Annotated in this window: 16 protein-coding genes; 6 read left to right on the top strand and 10 right to left on the bottom strand. The window is 72.5% G+C overall.

Annotation, left to right across the window (positions count from 1 at the left end):
• Positions 1–5 precede the first annotated feature (5 nt).
• Complete coding sequence (locus tag M1L56_RS02845) at positions 6–1,478, top strand: APC family permease (protein WP_248598078.1); 1,473 nt, start codon at positions 6–8, stop codon at positions 1,476–1,478.
• Between the two features lie 62 nt (positions 1,479–1,540).
• Positions 1,541–2,299: a FadR/GntR family transcriptional regulator gene (locus M1L56_RS02850; protein ID WP_248598079.1), complete on the top strand. Its 759-nt coding sequence runs from the start codon at positions 1,541–1,543 to the stop codon at positions 2,297–2,299.
• 64 nt (positions 2,300–2,363) lie between these two features.
• On the opposite strand, the gene M1L56_RS02855 is transcribed toward M1L56_RS02850, so the two are convergent.
• Together M1L56_RS02855 and M1L56_RS02860 are read right to left on the bottom strand one after the other, a co-directional pair.
• On the bottom strand, positions 2,364–3,146 hold the full coding sequence (locus M1L56_RS02855) for a PspA/IM30 family protein (RefSeq protein WP_248598080.1): 783 nt from the start codon (positions 3,144–3,146) through the stop codon (positions 2,364–2,366).
• Between the two features lie 12 nt (positions 3,147–3,158).
• The gene (locus tag M1L56_RS02860; RefSeq protein ID WP_248598081.1) at positions 3,159–3,767 is read right to left on the bottom strand and encodes a hypothetical protein; all 609 of its coding nucleotides are present in this window, start codon (positions 3,765–3,767) and stop codon (positions 3,159–3,161) included.
• A gap of 173 nt (positions 3,768–3,940) precedes the next feature.
• Here M1L56_RS02860 and M1L56_RS02865 point away from each other — a divergent pair, with 173 nt between their 5' ends.
• On the top strand, positions 3,941–4,879 hold the full coding sequence (locus M1L56_RS02865; RefSeq protein ID WP_248598082.1) for an aldo/keto reductase: 939 nt from the start codon (positions 3,941–3,943) through the stop codon (positions 4,877–4,879).
• Between the two features lie 119 nt (positions 4,880–4,998).
• Here M1L56_RS02865 and M1L56_RS02870 read toward each other — a convergent pair whose 3' ends face one another.
• Positions 4,999–5,286, bottom strand: coding sequence for a hypothetical protein (locus M1L56_RS02870; protein WP_067950832.1), 288 nt, complete (start codon positions 5,284–5,286; stop codon positions 4,999–5,001).
• 180 nt (positions 5,287–5,466) lie between these two features.
• Here M1L56_RS02870 and M1L56_RS02875 point away from each other — a divergent pair, with 180 nt between their 5' ends.
• A complete protein-coding gene (locus M1L56_RS02875; protein WP_248598083.1) occupies positions 5,467–7,317 on the top strand; it encodes a DEAD/DEAH box helicase in 1,851 nt (616 codons plus the stop codon).
• A gap of 13 nt (positions 7,318–7,330) precedes the next feature.
• Here the strand turns inward: M1L56_RS02875 and M1L56_RS02880 are convergent, their stop codons facing one another.
• The 6 genes from M1L56_RS02880 to M1L56_RS02905 form a co-directional block, all read right to left on the bottom strand.
• Complete coding sequence (locus M1L56_RS02880; RefSeq protein WP_248598084.1) at positions 7,331–7,900, bottom strand: GIY-YIG nuclease family protein; 570 nt, start codon at positions 7,898–7,900, stop codon at positions 7,331–7,333.
• A gap of 79 nt (positions 7,901–7,979) precedes the next feature.
• A complete protein-coding gene (locus M1L56_RS02885; RefSeq protein WP_248598085.1) occupies positions 7,980–8,885 on the bottom strand; it encodes a VOC family protein in 906 nt (301 codons plus the stop codon).
• A 98-nt stretch (positions 8,886–8,983) separates the two neighbouring features.
• The gene (locus M1L56_RS02890) at positions 8,984–9,580 is read right to left on the bottom strand and encodes a hypothetical protein (RefSeq protein WP_248598086.1); all 597 of its coding nucleotides are present in this window, start codon (positions 9,578–9,580) and stop codon (positions 8,984–8,986) included.
• Positions 9,581–9,595: 15 nt separating this feature from the next.
• Positions 9,596–10,744: a zinc-dependent alcohol dehydrogenase gene (locus M1L56_RS02895; RefSeq protein WP_067950824.1), complete on the bottom strand. Its 1,149-nt coding sequence runs from the start codon at positions 10,742–10,744 to the stop codon at positions 9,596–9,598.
• A gap of 132 nt (positions 10,745–10,876) precedes the next feature.
• Positions 10,877–11,518, bottom strand: coding sequence for a response regulator transcription factor (locus tag M1L56_RS02900; RefSeq protein ID WP_248598087.1), 642 nt, complete (start codon positions 11,516–11,518; stop codon positions 10,877–10,879).
• Between the two features lie 16 nt (positions 11,519–11,534).
• A complete protein-coding gene (locus tag M1L56_RS02905; protein ID WP_067950819.1) occupies positions 11,535–13,238 on the bottom strand; it encodes a GAF domain-containing protein in 1,704 nt (567 codons plus the stop codon).
• A 170-nt stretch (positions 13,239–13,408) separates the two neighbouring features.
• Here M1L56_RS02905 and M1L56_RS02910 point away from each other — a divergent pair, with 170 nt between their 5' ends.
• Together M1L56_RS02910 and M1L56_RS02915 are read left to right on the top strand one after the other, a co-directional pair.
• Positions 13,409–14,221 carry a universal stress protein gene (locus tag M1L56_RS02910; protein ID WP_248598088.1) on the top strand — a complete coding sequence of 271 codons (813 nt, stop codon included), beginning with the start codon at positions 13,409–13,411 and terminating at the stop codon, positions 14,219–14,221.
• Between the two features lie 297 nt (positions 14,222–14,518).
• On the top strand, positions 14,519–15,463 hold the full coding sequence (locus M1L56_RS02915) for a phosphodiesterase (RefSeq protein WP_248598089.1): 945 nt from the start codon (positions 14,519–14,521) through the stop codon (positions 15,461–15,463).
• Positions 15,464–15,498: 35 nt separating this feature from the next.
• Here M1L56_RS02915 and M1L56_RS02920 read toward each other — a convergent pair whose 3' ends face one another.
• A complete protein-coding gene (locus M1L56_RS02920; protein WP_082847363.1) occupies positions 15,499–17,187 on the bottom strand; it encodes a stealth family protein in 1,689 nt (562 codons plus the stop codon).
• Between the last annotated feature and the right edge of the window lie 39 nt (positions 17,188–17,226).

Below are 17,226 nucleotides of genomic sequence, written 5' to 3' on the forward strand. Positions count from 1 at the left end.
ACCACATGACCGTCTCTCCCATCGCCGAACCCCGCGCACGCCAGCGCGCGCGGCTCGACGGACAGCTCGGCACGAGCGCCATCGTCTTCATGGTGATCGCCGCGGCGGCACCGCTCACCGTCATCGGCGGCAACGTCCCCCTCGCGATCGGCGTCGGCAACGGCGTCGGCGCGCCGGCCGGGTTCATCCTCGCCGCCGTCATCCTCCTGCTCTTCTCGGTCGGCTTCGTCGCGATGACGCCCCACGTCCGCGAGGCCGGCGCGTTCTTCTCCTATGTGACGGCGGGGCTCGGGTCCCGTGCCGGGCTGGGAACCGCCTTCACCGCCCTCGTGGCGTACACCGCGATCCAGGTCGGCATCTACGGCTACATGGGGTGGGCCCTCGACGACCTCGTCACGTTCTTCGGCGGTCCGTCGCTGCCGTGGTGGCTCTACTCGTTCGCCACGATGGCGGTCGTCGCGGTGCTCGGCTATCGCCACATCGAGCTGAGCGCGAAGGTGCTCGGCGTCGCGCTGGTACTCGAGATCCTCGTCGTGGTGGTCCTCGACGTCGCCATCCTCGCGACGGGCGGCGAGAACGGCCTCGCGCTCGAGAGCTTCGACCCCGCCAACATGTTCACGACCGGGCTCAGCGTCAGCGTGCTCTTCGCCCTCACCGGCTTCATCGGCTTCGAGGCCACCGCCGTCTTCCGCGACGAGGCCCGGAATCCCGAGCGCACTATCCCGCGAGCCACGTACCTCGCAGTCGTCATCATCGGCGTGTTCTACGCGGTCTCCTGCTGGGCGCTCGTCACGGGCGTCGGCGCGGGCAATGCGGTCGCCGTCGCCCAGCAGACGCTCGCGGGCGAGGGGAACCTGCTCCTCGACACCACCACGCAGTACCTCGGGCCGGTCGTGCGAGACGTCGTCCAGGTCCTGCTCATCACGAGCCTGTTCGCGTGCGTCCTCTCGTTCCACAACGTGATCGCGCGGTACCAGTTCACGCTCGCCCACAAGGGCGCGATGCCCGCTGCGCTCGGGCGTCGCCACGAGAAGCACCACTCGCCCGCGACGTCCTCGCTCGTGCAGACGGCGACCGCCGCCGTCGTGCTCGCCGTCCTCGCGCTCTCGGGCCTCGACCCCCTCGTCGGCGTCTTCGGCTCGATGGCCGGCGTCGCGACGGTGGGGATGGTGCTGCTCATGCTCGTCACCTCGATCGCGGTGGTCGTGTTCTTCGCACGCCGCCCCGAGCTCGGCGCGGGGCGCGCCTGGACCACCCGAGTCGTGCCCGCGGCGGCGGTCGCCGGCCTCCTCATCGGGATGTGGCTCGTGCTGTCGAACTTCACCCTCGTGACCGGCGGGAGCCTCGGCGTGAGCATCATGCTCGCCCTGGTCCCGGCGATCGCGTTCGTCGTCGGTATCCTGCTGGGCAGGCGGTTCCCGCTCGACGCGTCGGATGACGACGAGGTCGCGGAGGTCGCCGCAGCAGACCGCGGCTGAACGCCGACCCCCGACATCCGTCACCGCGCCGGATCGCACGCGAGCCTCGGAAGGAGTCCTCGATGGATCTCTCATCCGGGCCGCTCGGTGCGATTCGGCGTTCGGGGGCGGTCGACACCGTGCGGGCGCGCATCATGCTCGCCGTCGAGCTGGGGATGCTCGCGCCCGGCCAGCGACTCCCGTCGCCCGAGGAGACGGCGAGGGCGTTCGACGTGAGCGAGATGTCGGTGCGCCGCGCGTATCGCACGCTCGCCGACGAGGGCCTCGTCTCCCGTCGTCGCGGCAACAGCGGCGGCACGTTCATCGTCGACGAGCCCCACGTGGGCGACCTGCCCGAGATCGAGGCGTACCGGGCCGATGCGCAGCACGTCCACGACCTCATCGACCAACGCGCCGCCCTGGAGGCCGGGCTCGCCGGGCTCGCGGCGCACGCCTGTCCGGCAGAGGACCTGGCGGCCCTGTCCGATCTCGTCGAGCGCATGCGCACGGTGCCGGACTGGGCGGGCTACCGGGAGCTCGACGCCGAGTTCCACGACCGCATCGCCCGCATTCCCGACGTGGAGGCGGCCGCCCACCTGCACCACCGACTGTCGCACGAGCTGTACGCGTACTTCATCCCGTACCGCATCGACTACCTGCGGGCGTCGAACGAGGAGCACGCCCGGCTCGTCGACGCCCTCGCGGCCGCGGATGCCGCACTCGCGAGCCGCCTCACGTTCGAGCACATCGTCGAGCTCCACGAGTCGATGTACGTGGGCCTCGGTGAGCGGGAGGCGCGCGGCGACTCGCGGCGTCCCGACCCGCCCGCCGACGCGCGGTGAGGCGGCCCGGCCGGGGCGCTCGGTGACCGGAGGCGCAGGCGGGGATGCCGTCGCCGCCGACCGCTCAGGACCCGGTCGGCCCCTGTCCGATGCTGAGCCACTCGCCCGCGTCCTCGGCGCCACCCGGTCGCCCTGCGCCGCCCGCCGCTGATGCGCCCGTGCCCTTCATCGCCTCGAGCTGCCGGTCGATGTCGGACTTCGCCTGCATCGCGGCGAGCTGGCGCTCGATGTCGGCATCCGCGGGGGCGGTGAGGTCCTTCAGCGCGCCGCTCGCGAGCATCTCGTCGGTGGCCTGGGCGCGCGCCTGCATCTGCGCGACGCGGTCGCGAGCGCGTTCGAGGCTCGTGCCGACGTCGTGCATGCTCGTGCCGAGCCCGGCGACCGCCTCGTTGGCCCGCACCTGCGCCTCGGAGGCGGAGTAGGTGGCCTTGATGGCCTCCTTCTCGATGCGGAAGGCGGCGACCTGCTCGGACAGCTGGCGTTCGCGGTCCTGCAGCTGCTCGGTCTGCCGCTGCATGCCGAGGTACTGCTGCTGCAGGTTCGCGACCTGCCGCTCGATGAGTGCGCGACGTTCGAGGGCGGCGCGCGCGAGGTCCTCGCGGCCGCCGTCGAGCGCCTCCTGCGCCTGCGCCGCGAGTCGCTGGTAGCGCGCGCCGAGTTCCTGGCCCTGCAGGTCGATGCGCTTCTTCGCGGTCGCGACCTCGGCGAGGGCTTGCCTGACCTGCTGCAGCAGCTTGACCTGCTGGTCGTAGCTGTCGTCGAGCATCTCGCGGGGGTCCTCGATGCGGTCGAGGGCGCGGGAGGTCTTGCTGCGGAAGATGTCACGCATGCGCGACGAGTTGCTCATGGTGGTGTTCCCCTATCTCGAGCGGTCAAGGCGTCGGGCGGATGTCTCGGGGGAGGCGTCACCGTACGCGTCGCGCCCGTTGAGGGCGCGGAGTGCCTGGACCCCGGCGTGCAATGCGGACACCTCGCGGTCGACGTCGGCGCGCAGGGCCGCGAGGCTATCGTCGGTGAGCCCGTCGAGTTGCGCGCCGACCGCCGCGCGGACGCGGCGCACGAGCGACACCAGCTGGTCGACGCGGCCCTCGGCGACCGGGAGGTCGCGGGCGAGGGCGGCGGCGTCGGTCTCGCTCTCCATGAAGCGCAGCTGACGGTCGAGGGCGTCGCCCTCCTGGGCGATGCGCCGGTGCAGCCGGTCGAGCTCGCCGCGCGGTCCGGCGCCCTGCGCCGCGAGTTCCACGGCGGCTCGTCCGCTGGCGAGCGAGTCGGCCAGTCGGACCCGGAGCCGGAGGACCTGTCCGCGCGGCCCGGTCGTGAACCGGGCGCGGGTGCGCAGGGCGCGGCCGGCGAGGGCGCGGCTGCGGCGAATGCGCCGGAAGACGGCGCGCACGAGGAGCACCACGATCGTGATCGAGGCCAGGGCCATGATCAGGAATGCGACGAAGATCCAGAGCAGGACCTCCACACGACCACCTCCAGCACGCGGGTCGCGCGGGACGAGTTCCGCGCGCTCAACTCGCGATATAACGCAATGTACGCCCCATCGCGGGTCGGACGGGAGGGTTCCCCCCAAACTCTCGGGATCGCGACGGAATCGGCCCCGACCGCTCGAGGCTCCCCGCGGCTACGCTGGGGCGGGTGACGGATGCCGCACCCCTCGCCCCGCTCGGCCTGGGCCTGGCCGCGCTCGGCCGCCCGGCCTACATCACGGAGGGTCGCGACGACGACCTCGGCGGCGACCGGAGCGTCGAGGCGCTGCGCGCTCGCGCGCACGCGATGCTCGACGCGGCGTGGGCCCGCGGCATCCGCTTCGTCGATGCGGCCCGCTCGTACGGACTGGCCGAGGAGTTCCTCGGGTCGTGGCTCGCCGCCCACCCCGACCGTCGCGCCGACCTCACGATCGAGTCCAAGTGGGGCTACGAGTACGTCGGCGGATGGCGCATGGACGCCGACGTGCACGAGCGCAAGGAGCACTCGTTCGCGATGTTCGAGCGCCAATGGCCCGAGACGCTCGCCGCGCTCGGCGGGGCTCCGGACGTGTACCTCGTGCACTCGCTCACGCCCGACAGCCCGGCGCTCGCCGACCGGGCGCTGCTGGGCCGCCTCCGCGGCCTCGCGGCGTCCGGCATCCGGGTCGGGGTCTCCACCAGCGGACCCCGGCAGGGCGAGGCGCTCGATGCGGCGCGCACCCTGCGCGATTCGCCGTTCACGGCGGTGCAGGCGACGTGGAACCTGCTCGAGCCGTCAGCCGGGCCGGCGCTCGCACGCGCGCACGACGCGGGCTGGCTCGTCGTCGTGAAGGAGGCCGTCGCGAACGGGCGGCTCTCGCCCGCGGGTGCCGGGCCCTCGGCAGCGGCGCTCGCGTCGGCGCGAGGCGCGTCGCTCGACGCGGTGGCGATCGGCGCGGCCCGCGCCCAGCCGTGGGCCGGCGTGGTCCTCTCGGGGGCGGTCACGCCCGAGCAGCTCGACGCGAACCTCGCGTCCGGTGCGACGGTGACGGATGCCGCAGCCCTGCCCGACCTCGCCGAGGACCCCGAGTCCTACTGGGACGCCCGGAGCGCCCGTCCCTGGACCTGACCGGACGGGACGCGGCCCCGCCGCACGACGAACGCCCCGGGCCGAAGCCCGGGGCGTTCGTTGCGATCCGACGTGCGACGGTCCGGGGAACGGGTCACCGGACCACCGTCCTGATCGGATCAGACCCGCTGCGGGAGGATGTCGAACGCCACGCGTCCGTCCTCGGCCACATGGGCGTCCAGGGTCTTGTCGTCGAGCGCCTTCGCCGCGTTCTCGGCGAGGTAGACGCGCGCGCCCTCCTGCTCGACGACCGAATCCCGCTCCTCAGGAGCCGGCGCGATGGCGACGCCGAATTCGGTGCCGGCGGCATCCTCGGTGTCGATGCGGAGGCCGGCCCCGGCGGGGGCACCACTGCGGTCGACGATCTCCTTCACGACGGTGCTCGCCGATGGGGTGAGTGTCAGCATGTCGTTCCTCCTCTGATCACGAGCCTCCAACCCTTCCGAACGGCCGGAGGCGACGCGACCCCTTGCGGCATGGGCGCGGATGGCGCACACTGGGCGCCCCTCGCCGCGAGGCGGCATCCGTCTCGCCAGCGCGCAATGGGGCACCCGGGCGCCGTTCAGGCGCACGGACTACCCTGAAGCGTGACTTCCGTGGATTCCCCCGTCGAGGCCGCGGCTCCCGAGGAGCCCGCCGCGATCACCTTCTCCGACCTCGGGCTCGAGGGTCCGGTGCTCAAGGCACTCGACGACGTCGGCTACGAGACGCCCTCCGCGATCCAGGCCGCGACCATCCCGACCCTGCTCGCCGGCCGCGACGTCGTCGGACTCGCGCAGACCGGCACCGGCAAGACCGCCGCCTTCGCGCTGCCGATCCTCGCACGCCTCGACGTGTCGCAGAAGACCCCGCAGGCCCTCGTGCTCGCCCCCACCCGCGAGCTCGCGCTGCAGGTGTGCGAGGCGTTCGAGCGGTACGCCGCCCACCTCCGCGGCGTGCACATCCTGCCCGTCTACGGCGGCCAGGGGTACGGCGTGCAGCTGTCGGCGCTGCGCCGCGGCGTGCACATCATCGTCGGCACGCCCGGCCGCATCATGGACCACCTCGACAAGGGCACGCTCGACCTGTCGGAGCTGAAGTACCTCGTGCTCGACGAGGCCGACGAAATGCTCAAGATGGGCTTCGCCGAGGACGTCGAGACGATCCTCGCCGACACTCCCGACGACAAGCAGGTCGCGCTGTTCTCGGCGACCATGCCCGCCACGATCCGACGGATGTCGCAGCAGTACCTGCACGACCCCGAGGAGATCACGGTCAAGACGAAGACCCAGACCTCGGCGAACATCACGCAGCGCTACCTCGTCGTGTCGTACGCGCAGAAGGTCGATGCGCTCACCCGCATCCTCGAGGTCGAGAACTTCGAGGGCATGATCGTCTTCGTCCGCACCAAGAACGAGACCGAGACCCTCGCCGAGAAGCTCCGCGCCCGCGGCTACGAGGCCGCCGCGATCAACGGCGACATCGCGCAGGCGCAGCGCGAGCGCACCGTGAACCAGCTGAAGTCGGGCAAGCTCGACATCCTGGTGGCGACGGATGTCGCGGCCCGCGGCCTCGACGTGGAGCGCATCAGCCACGTCGTGAACTTCGACATCCCGACCGACAGCGAGCCCTACGTGCACCGCATCGGGCGCACGGGCCGCGCCGGCCGCACCGGCGACGCGATCAGCTTCGTCACGCCCCGCGAGCGCGGGCTCCTCGCGCGCATCGAGAAGGCCACCAAGCAGCCCATCACCCAGATGCAGCTGCCGAGCGTCGACGAGGTCAACGAGACCCGGCTCGCGCGGTTCGACGACCGCATCACCGCCGCGCTGGCCCAGGCCGAGCGCATCGACGGGTTCCGCGACATCATCGCCCACTATGTGCGCAACCACGACGTGCCCGAAGCGGATGTCGCAGCGGCCCTCGCCGTCGTCGCCCAGGGCGACTCGCCGCTGCTGCTCGAGCCGGAGCCCGAGCGGCCGGTGCGCGAGCGGTTCGATCGCGACCGGGAGCGCCCGGACCGCGGCGACCGCGGCGGCGAGCGACCGGACCGCCGTCCGCGTCCGAACACGCGGATGGCGCAGTACCGCATCGCCGTCGGCAAGCGCCAGCGGGTGCAGCCCCGCCAGATCGTGGGAGCGCTCGCGAACGAGGGTGGACTGCAGCGCGACGACTTCGGCGCCATCCAGATCAAGTCGGACTTCTCGCTGGTCGAGCTGCCCGCCGACCTGCCGAACGAGGTGTTCGACCGCCTCGCGGGCACCCGGATCTCGGGGCAGCTCATCGAGCTGCGGCCCGACTCCGGGCGGCCCCGCCGGCGAAGCTGGGACGACGACCGGGGCCCGCGCCGCCCGCGCGAGTACGGTGACCGCCCTGCGCGCGCTCGCGAGGGCGACGCCGGCGAGGCGGCCGGGGGCGACGACCGACCCGCTCGCAAGCCGCGTCACTCCAAGCGCTGACGCCGGCGCACGGTCACGCCCGCCTGGCGAGCTCCTCGCTGCGCCAGCGGTCGTACCGCTGCCAGGGGTCGTCGACCCCGGCGGCGAGTTCGGCCACGAGCGCGGCGATCGGGGCGTCGAACGCGAACCACTCGCCGCCCGGGTACCGGGATGCCGCGAACTGCGCGTGCCGCCGCTGCTCGAGCAGGCGACCGCCGCGTTCGAAGGCGAGCACCTCGTCGTGCGGGATCACCGCCAACCGCTGCCGCGGGTTCGAGGACGTGCCGATCTTGACGCGGTCGCGCCAGCGCACGTAGTAGACGACGTCGACCCGGGCCGGGAGGACGTCGAGGTCGGGCACGTCGCCGAGCCGCCACTCGCAGACGGCGCAGGTCCACCCCGACGGGTAGCGCACGCCCACGCGGGAGCCGCACACCGGGCACGCGCCCGGCAGTACGTCGGTCACGCCCTGCTCGCGCGCGACCCAGTCGTACGCGGCGAGCAGGTGCGTGGTGCACAGCGCCAGCGGAGCGCCCGGTTCGGCGGGAGCCGAGCAGGCGCCGAATTCGTCGACGGCGGTGCAGGCCGCGGCATCCGTTGCCATGGGGGCAGCGTACGGCGAGCCGGTGACGTTCGGCCGGGTCTCGGTACGGGCGCTTCGCGTCCTCCTCGACCACCGCTGGTCAGCGGGCGAGCAGTTCGTCGGTCGTGAGGTCGGGCAGGCCGACCGTGACCTGGGTGCCCCACGGGTCGTCGACCGTGATGGCGCGGCCGTCGTCGGCGAACCGCAGGCCGCGTCCGCGCAGGCGGGCGGCGAGCGCGTCGAGGTCGTCGCGGGCCGGCACGGTCACGGAGACGTCGCCGAGGCCGAGGCTCGCCGCGCGAGGTCCGGCGCCGCGGCTGTTCCACGTGTTCATGGCGATGTGGTGGTGGTATCCGCCGGCCGACGCGAACACCGCGCCCGGGTACCCGGTCTGCGTGGGCTCGAAGCCGATCGCGTCGACGTAGAACTCCCGTGAGCTCGTCAGGTCGCCGACCTGCAGGTGCACGTGCCCGACCTTCCCGACGAGCGACGGGCCGGCATCGACGGCGGCCTGGCTGAGGTGGCGGCGGAGGTAGTCGTTGGGATCCAGGTAGGCGGTCGCCATCCGGATCTGCTCGCCGTCGTGGATCCACGTGCTGCGATCGCGATCGGTGTAGAGCTCGACGCCGTTGCCCTCGGGGTCCGTGAAGTAGAACGCCTCGCTGACGAGGTGGTCGCTCGAGCCGACGAAGCGGCTGCGCGGGTCCTGCGCGGCGCGGAGCACCGTCGCCGCGAGGCTCGCCCGGTCGTCGAACAGGAACGCCGTGTGGAACAGGCCCGGCTGGCGGGGGTCGACCACGGGCAGGTCGGGCGTGTGCACGAGTCGGACCAGGGGAGTCGTGCCGCGACCCAGGACGCGATGCACCTCGCGGGCGCGGCTGCGCTCTTCGAGCGGCTCCATCGCGAAGGCGTTCGCGTAGTAGGCGGTCATGCCCTCGAGGTCGCCGACCCGCAGCGTGACGGCGCCCATCGAGGTGTCGGGGTCGAGTACGCGCTCGTCGGACATGAGGATCTCCCGTCGGTGATTACTTGTAGCGACAAGTATAACTCCAACAGTGGCGGGCGCATTCCGCCGCGTCGACGGAATGCGCCCGCCCGGTCGCGCTACTCGGTCTCGACCCGCTCGGACGACGCCGTGCGCCGCGCGCCGCGGACCAGGAGCCCGATCCCGATGGCCGTCACGACCCAGGGAGCCGCGACGATCACCGGGTCCATCCATTGATGCGCGGTGTCGGCGCGACCGACGCCGAACCGTGAGGCGACGCCGTGCCGGCGCCCCTCGCTCAGCACGCCGGTCTGCGTGATCGGGTTGTCGGGCCGCGTCGAGGCGAGCGAGCGGAGGTGCTGCTCGCCCGCGTCGACCCGGTCGCCGAGCACGAGCAGCAGCCAGTGCGCGGCGCGCGCCTCGCTGTAGTTCTCGTATGCGTAGCGTCGGATCGCCCCCGACAGGCCGCGCAGCGGCGCGACCGTGCCGAAGACCGGCGGCAGCATCCCGTGCTCGATGGACCGCTCACGCGGCTCGAGCTCCGGCTGACGCTCGGGCACGTCCCAATGCGCGCCGTTGTCCTCGGGGGTCAGGTTCAACTCGCGCGGCACCGACGGCCGATCGGCCGGGTCGAGGTCGGCGCCCCACCCGGGGATGCGCTCCCTCAGCGCCTCGGAACTGGGCCGGCGCAGGTGCGGTTCAGCGTTGTACGGCATGGTCTCCTCCTCCGTTCAGGCCGCGCTCGGCACGACGATGGGCTTGATGCAGTTGTCGAGCTTCGCCGAGAACATGTGGTAGCCCTCGGTGATGTGCTCGAGCGGGATCTCGTGGGTGATGATGTCGCTCGGCTTGAAGTAGCCCGCGCGGATGTGCTCGAGCAGTCGCGGCCACTGCCGCTTGACCGGGCACTGGTTGGTGCGGATGGTGAGGCCCTTGTTCATGGCGTCCCCGAACTTGACCGCACTGAAGATCGGCCCGTACGCACCCACCACCGACACCGTGCCGCCCTTCCGGACGGAGTCGATCGCCCAGTTCAGCGCGACGGGCGAGCCGCCCTGCAGCTTGAACTTCGCGCTGGTCACGTGCTGCAGGAAGTTCCCATCGGCCTCCGCGCCCACCGCATCGATGACGACATCCGCCCCGAGCCAATCGGTCGTGCGCTTCATCTCGACGACCACGTCGTCGAGTTCGGTGAAGTTGACGGTCTCGGCGTGGGCGAAGTCCCGGGCCTTCTCCAGCCGGTACTCCAGGTGGTCGACGACGATGACGCGGCCGGCGCCCATGAGCCACGCCGACCGCGCGGCGAACAGCCCGACCGGCCCGGCCCCGAAGACCACGACCGTGTCGCCCTCGGCGATGTCGCCGAGTTGCGCGCCGAAGTAGCCCGTCGGCAGCGCGTCGGTCAGCAGCACGGCGTCGCGTTCGTCGAGCCAGTCGGGGATCACCGACGGACCCACGTCGGCGAGCGGCACGCGGACGTACTCGGCCTGGCCGCCGTCGTAGCCGCCGCTCGTGTGGGAGTACCCGTAGATCCCGCCGACGGCGGTGGCGTTCGGGTTCACGTTGTGGCAGTTGGAGAACAGGCCGCGCACGCAGAAGTAGCAGGACCCGCAGTAGATGTTGAACGGCACCATCACCCGGTCGCCGACCTTCAGGCGTTCCACCGACGGTCCGACCTCGACGACCTCGCCGACGAACTCGTGGCCGAAGGTCATGCCCACTCGCGTGTCGGGGATCATGCCGTGGTACAGGTGGAGGTCGGAACCGCAGATCGCGGCGGCCGTGACGCGCACGATCGCGTCGTTCGGATGCTCGATCCGCGGCCGGTCCTTCTCCTCGACGCGGACCTTGTAGGGCCCTCGGTACACCATCGCGCGCATGTGTCGCTCCTCATCGTCGGCCGTGCCGTGTCGTGCTCGAGCGCACAGCCGAACACGGCGGTACCGACGCCGTCAGGGGGTTGCGGAACGACCGGAACAGTCGAACGCGACGGACGCGGTGCGTCTCGGAGCTCAGCCCTGCTCGTGCGCGCGCCGCTCCATCTGGTACACGGCAGCCTGCGTGCGGCGCTCGAACCCGAGCTTCGAGAGCAGGCCGGAGACGTAGTTCTTCACGGTCTTCTCCGCCAGTCCGAGCTGTTCACCGATCTGCCGGTTCGTGAGCCCGTCGGCGATGAGCGCGAGCACCTGCCGTTCCCGGAGGTTGAGGGCCGCGAAGCGGGGATCGTCGTGGTCGTCGCGCGCGGCCTGCTGCGTGACGCGCGCGGTGACCCTCGCGTCGATGAGCGACTTGCCGGCCGCCACTGCGCGGACGTCCTCGACGATGGTCGAGCCGCGGACGTTCTTCAGCACGTACCCCGATGCCCCCGCGAGCACGGCCGACATGGCCGCCTGGTCGTCGTCGTACGCGGTGAGGATCAGGCAGGCGATCTCGGGATTGTGCGAACGGATCTCCCGGCACAGGTCGATGCCGTCGCCGTCGGGGAGCCGCATGTCGAGCACCGCGACATCCGGCGCCGTGGCCTGGATGCGGGGGAGCGCGTGCGCCACGCTGTCGGCCTCGCCCACGACGACGAGGTCGGGTTCGCGCTCGAGCAGCTCGGCGACGCCGCGCCGCACGATCTCGTGGTCGTCGACGAGGAAGACTCGGGTCACTGGGGCTCCAATTCGCTCAGGGGTTCGCCGACACGGGCTCGGCCTCGACGGGGACGGACCACCGCGCGCGGGTGCCGTGCGGGCCGCTGTCGATCTCGAAGGCGCCGCCGAGCTGCTCGGCGCGCGTCCGCAGGTTGTCCAGGCCGCTCCGCCGGACGGGAGCGCCGATGCCGCGCCCGTCGTCGACCACCTCGGCCGCCACGACGCCGTCGGATGCCGCGACCGTCAGCCCCACGGTGTGCGCGTCGGCGTGCTTGACCGCGTTGGAGAGCAGTTCGCGGACCGACGCCGTGAGTTCGTCTGAGAGGCGGCCCTGCGAGATCAGGTCGACCGGACCGCTGAACGACACCGAGACCGGCTGCCGCAGGTGCCGCGACGCCGCGCCGGCGAGGTCGAGCACGCGGTGCCGCAACGTCGGCGCGCCGCCCGCACGGGGCGTGAGCGCGAACACGATCGTGCGGATCTGCGCGATGGACTCGTCGAGGGTCTCGACGGCCGACTCGATGCGTTCGGCCGCCGCGCCCGTGCTCAGCGAGGCGACCGCCTGCAGATCGAGCCCGGCGCCGTAGAGCTGCTGCACGACGTGGTCGTGCAGGTCGCGGGCGATGCGGGCGCGGTCCTCGAGCAGCAGGGAACGCTGCTGGGCCTCCCGGGCCTCGGCGAGCTCGTGCGCGAGGGAGACGCGTTCCGCGAGGTCCTCGGCGATGCGCATCTCCGCGGGGGTGAAGTGCGGGGCGCCCGGGCGCCGGCCTGCGGCGATCACGGCAGTGGGCAGGCCCGACTTGCGCAGCGCGACGAACAGCACGGGTCCGTCGTGTCCGTCCGCGTGGAGGGCGAGGGCGTCGCGCGGCGCCTCGGTCCGCCCGCCGGGGGCGGTCCGCGTGGCGCCGCCCTCGAGGGTGACCGCTGCGAGCGTCCGACCGGGCGGCACCTCGTCGCCGGCGACGTCGTCGCAGTCGACCCCGCGTGACTCGAGCACGCGCACCGATCCCGGTTCCTCGCCGCGCACCACGACCGACACGCGGTCGGCGGCCCCGCGCGACGCGAGTTCGTCGGCGATCAACGCGGCCGCATCGTCGCTCGACGAGGTGAGCAGCGCGGCGGCGACCTGGGCGGATGCCGCGGCCCAGGCCTCCCGCATCTGGGCCTCGGCGAAGCGGCGCGCGTTGTCGATCGCGACCCCCGCCGCGGCGGCGAGCGCCGAGATGAGCTCGACGTCCTCCTCCGAGAAGTCGCCGTCGGCGCGGTTGGTGAGGTAGAGGTTGCCGAAGATCTCGTCGCGCACGCGCACGGGGACGCCGAGGAAGCTGTGCATGGGCGGGTGCCCGGCGGGGAACCCGACCGAGCGGGGGTCCTCGCCGATCTCGTGCAGGCGGATCGGGTCGGGGTGGTCGATCAACGCGCCGAGCAGGCCGCGCCCTTCCGGCAGGTGGCCGATGCGATGCACCATGTCGTCGGGCATGCCGACGTGGATGAACTCCTCGAGTCCGCCCTGCGGCGCGAGCACCCCCAGGGCGCCGTACTCGGCGTCGACGAGCCTCACCGCGGCCTCCACGATGCGACGCAGCACCTCGGCGAGCTCGATCGGCTCCACGACGGCCTGGGTCGCCGAGAGGAGGGCGCGGAGACGCTCCTGCGTGCGCATGACCTCGTCCGCACGGTCGACGAGCTCCCTGAGCGTCCGGTCGAGCTCCGAGCGCGGACCCTCGGGAAACGACAAGGGCGAATCCATCGCACCCATCCCCATATCCCCCACGGTATCTGCCGCCACTGTAGCACCCGCTTTCCGGCGCCCGGGACCCCCTCGGCAGGCGTCCGCCGCGGCGACCCGACGCGCTGGGGGACCAAAGGCCTCGCTCCCGCAGCCCCCGGGAGCGGATGCTGGATCGCATGACGATCGTGGTCGGTGCGGATGGAAGCGTGGCGAGTCGGGCGGCTCTCACCTGGGCGATCGATCGTGCGCGCAGCACCGGCGAGGACCTCGTGCTCGCGACTGTGGTCGACGACGGCTGGGGCACGGTGGGCGGGTCGGCGCTCGCAGAGCTGAAGGGTGCGGCGGAGCGCGGCTCCGAGCGCGAGGTCGAGTTCGTGCGGGGCCTGGCGCCGGACCTCGAGGTGTCGACGCACCTCGCCGTGGGCAGCCCGATGCTGGCGCTCGCCGAGGCCGCGCGGGACGCCGCCCTCGTCGCGGTCGGCACCCACAAGGTCGGCTACTTCCACGGCCACGCCCTCGGCTCGCGGAGCCTGCAGCTCGCCGCCGTCTCGACCACGCCGACCGTCGTCGTGCCCGTGACGTCGTGGCGCGGCCGGTCGGGCGTGGCCGTCGGCGTCTCCGAGGGCACCGACAGCGACGAGGCCGTGCGGTTCGCCGCGCGGGAGGCGAAGCGGCTCGGGGAGGCCCTCGTCATCGTGCACTCCGACGGCGACGAGGAGCGACCGGCGCCCGCCGAGCGCGCGGCCTCTCTCGCTGCGGCGGTGCACCCGGACGTCTCCATCGAGCAGCGCAGCACCGCCGACCCGGCCTCGGGCACGCTGATCGGCGTCTCCCGCCGGGCGGTCCTGACGGTGACGGGGCGACGCGGAGCGGACGGGCGAGGCTTCCTGCCCCTCGGCCGCACCAACTCCGACCTGCTCATGAACCTCGCCGGCCCCGTCGTGGTCGTGCCCGCCGAGTCCTCCGCGGCCGCCTCGTCCGCCGCCTGAGTCGCCCGACCGCAGACGGTCGCCGGGACCGCATCGGGTGGACGGCAGGCCGGCGGCGAGGCTCCCGGGGGACGGGAACGGTCTTCAGCACGCCGACCGGCCTGCCAGAGGTGACGACCACCTCGGCACCGAGTCTGCGACGGCGCGACGATTCGGGGGAGGGCCTTGACATCCGGAATCGACCGTGGTCGGCGAAGCGTCCAGGTTCGTCACACTCCGCATTCACTGATCGTTCGGGTGGGCATGCTGCGCTAGCTTCGGATCGACCCGGACCATCGGCAACGAGACGGAGTCAGCGTGAACCCCCGCAGGGCCGAGTACCCCCGCCCGTCGCACTTCCTCCTGCACATCAGCGACACCCACCTGCTCGGAGCCGGACGACGGCTCTACGACCGGATCGACGCCGACCGGCACCTGCGCGAGCTCTTCGAGCAGTTCGAGGCGTCGGGCGGACGGCCCGACGCGATCGTCTTCACGGGCGACCTCGCCGACCGCGGCGAACCCGAGGCGTACGACCTGATCCGTCGCATCGTCGAACCGGCCGCCGCGCGCCTCGGCTCGCGGATCATCTGGGTCATGGGCAACCACGACGACCGCGACGCCTTCCGTCGTGGCCTCCTCCGCGACGTCGCCGGCGGGCAGCGCCCGGTCGACCGCGTCGACGACGTGAACGGCCTCCGCGTCATCACGCTCGACACGACCGTCCCCGGTCGGCACCACGGCGAGGTCGCCGACGAGCAGCTCGACTGGCTCGCCGAGGAACTGTCGATCCCCGCGCCCGACGGCACGATCCTCGCGATGCACCACCCGCCGATCCCGAGCGTGCTCGACCTGGCCGTGTCGGTCGAGCTGCGCGACCAGGGACCGCTCGCCGAGGTCATCGCGGGCAGCGACATCCGCTCGATCATCGCCGGGCACCTGCACTACTCGTCGACCGCGATGTTCGCGGGCGTGCCGGTCTCGGTCGCCTCGGCCAGCTGCTACACCCAGGACCTCACGGTGCCGGCCGGCGGCACGCGCGGACGCGACGGCGCCCGCGCCTTCAACCTCGTGCACGTCTACCCCGGCACGGTGCTCCACTCGGTGGTCCCGCTCGGCGAGACGCCCGCGCTCGACTGGGTCGACGCCGCCGAGACCCGGCGCCGGCTCGACGCGGCCGGGGTCGAGATCACGGATGCCGCGGCGCCCGCCCCGCGCGAGGAGGAGCCGCCCTTCACGCGGCCCATCCCCGTCATGGCGTAGCCGGCGACGTCCCCGGTCGCGGCGAGCGCCGCGCGTCAGGCCGCCGAGTGGTCGGCGTCGCTCGTGATCGGCGCGCCCGCGGCGTCGAACGCCGGCTCCGCGGCATCCGTCGCGCCCTTCTCCCACGGTGCCGCGAAGGGGAAGTAGCGCTCGAGGAAGTCGATGACCGCCTCGGTTCGCTCCTCGACCGAGATCTCGGGGAAGCTGCCGTCGTTGAGGCAGAACATGTCCATGTCGCGGCGCTTCAGCAGGCGCTTCATCGCCGGGAGCGCGCGCTTCAGGGTCGTCTCGATGTACTTGACCTTCGCATCGGTCTGCACCACGGCACGGCCGGTGAGCAGCGCGTAGTAGTGGTACAGCGAGTTCGTCACCGAGATGTCGGTCGCCGAGCGGAACCGGCTCGCGGCCGTGCGGCGGAACTCGTCGGGGAACTCGCGCTCGAGCTCGGCCATGACCGACTTGCGGAGCGGCGCCGCGCAGTGCTCGAGGTGCCGGGTGGTGACCTTGCCGAACCGCTCGCGCAGCAGCCGGCGGTTCACGCGAGCGGCGTTCTCGAAGCCCGACCGGCTCGGGTCGGAGTCGCCGAGCCCGATGCGCGTGCCGGCCTCGACGAACTTGGTGATGCCGCCCGGCGAGAAGAACAGGTCGGGCGAGAGCGGGCGCCCGAAGAACATGTCGTCGTTCGAGTACAGGATGTGCTCGGCGATGCCCGGGATGCGGTGCAGCTGGCTCTCGACGGCGTGCGAGTTGTACGTGGGCAGCACCGACGTGTCGGCGAACATCTCCTCGGCCCGCACGATCGTCACCTTCGGGTGCTTCGCGAGCCACGCCGGCGGCCGCGAGTCGGTGCAGATGAAGATGCGGCGCACCCACGGCGCGAACAGGTACACCGAGCGCAGCGCGTACTTCAGCTCGTCGATCTGCCGGTAGCGCGCCTCGGAGTCGTCGCCCTCGCCGACGACGTAGGTCTGCATGCGACGTGCGCGCTCGCGGAGGAACTCGACGTCGGACCCGTCGACCCACGAGAACACCATGTCGATCTCGAAGTCGACGTCGCTCGCGAGCGGCGACCACATGTGCTCGAGCGTGCGCCACTCGCGCCCGTGCAGGTGCACGGTCTCCTCGACCGCTTCGCCGCGCGGCAGGGTGCGACGCATGAGGGCGTTCTCGACGGGCGCCTCGATGACGTCCTCGCCGAAGCGCCAGAACTCGAGCTGCACGGCGGTCTCCGCGCCGTACCGCAGCCGGCCCACGGGCTCGACCCGCGGGCGGTACAGGCGCACCGCCTTGGGCTTGCGGTGCGACGACAGGCTGCCGTCGGCCACGAGCACGTGCCGGTCGCCCGCGGCCTTGTCGGGCACGAGCGTCGCCGAGTAGAACGGCTCGTCGGCGAACGCCTCGGCGAGGGCGCGCGCGACCCGCTTGCGCTCGGCCCGGTCGACCGCGATCACGGGGCGACCGCCGTCGCGGCGCACCAGCAGGTAGTCGATGCCCGCGCCGTCGAGAGCGGATGCCACGGCGCAGAGGTCCTCGACCATCGACTCGTGCGGCGTGACGTGGCCGTTGCGCAGGGCGTACTGGCCCTTGCGCACCACGATGTCGTCGCGGTCGAAGCGCGAGTGCGTGGCATCCGGGGAGACGAGGACGAGCTCGGGCACGTCGCTGAGGCGCAGGCCGGGATCCGGGACGGGACGGCGACGGAACGCGTCGCCGGTCTGGGGCATGCGGTCGCGGCGGGGCTCGGCGGGCTCGGTCGTCGTCAC

Source organism: Agromyces sp. C10 (assembly GCF_023217995.1).
Classification (GTDB): Bacteria; Actinomycetota; Actinomycetes; order Actinomycetales; family Microbacteriaceae; genus Agromyces; species Agromyces indicus.

Coding starts and splice junctions, on each gene's coding strand:
- M1L56_RS02895 (WP_067950824.1), bottom strand. CDS start 10,744: ATGCGCGCGATGGTGTACCGAGGGCCCTACAAGGTCCGCGTCGAGGAG.
- M1L56_RS02880 (WP_248598084.1), bottom strand. CDS start 7,900: ATGGCAACGGATGCCGCGGCCTGCACCGCCGTCGACGAATTCGGCGCC.
- M1L56_RS02870 (WP_067950832.1), bottom strand. CDS start 5,286: ATGCTGACACTCACCCCATCGGCGAGCACCGTCGTGAAGGAGATCGTC.
- M1L56_RS02910 (WP_248598088.1), top strand. CDS start 13,409: ATGACGATCGTGGTCGGTGCGGATGGAAGCGTGGCGAGTCGGGCGGCT.
- M1L56_RS02845 (WP_248598078.1), top strand. CDS start 6: ATGACCGTCTCTCCCATCGCCGAACCCCGCGCACGCCAGCGCGCGCGG.
- M1L56_RS02885 (WP_248598085.1), bottom strand. CDS start 8,885: ATGTCCGACGAGCGCGTACTCGACCCCGACACCTCGATGGGCGCCGTC.
- M1L56_RS02890 (WP_248598086.1), bottom strand. CDS start 9,580: ATGCCGTACAACGCTGAACCGCACCTGCGCCGGCCCAGTTCCGAGGCG.
- M1L56_RS02855 (WP_248598080.1), bottom strand. CDS start 3,146: ATGAGCAACTCGTCGCGCATGCGTGACATCTTCCGCAGCAAGACCTCC.
- M1L56_RS02850 (WP_248598079.1), top strand. CDS start 1,541: ATGGATCTCTCATCCGGGCCGCTCGGTGCGATTCGGCGTTCGGGGGCG.
- M1L56_RS02920 (WP_082847363.1), bottom strand. CDS start 17,187: ATGCCCCAGACCGGCGACGCGTTCCGTCGCCGTCCCGTCCCGGATCCC.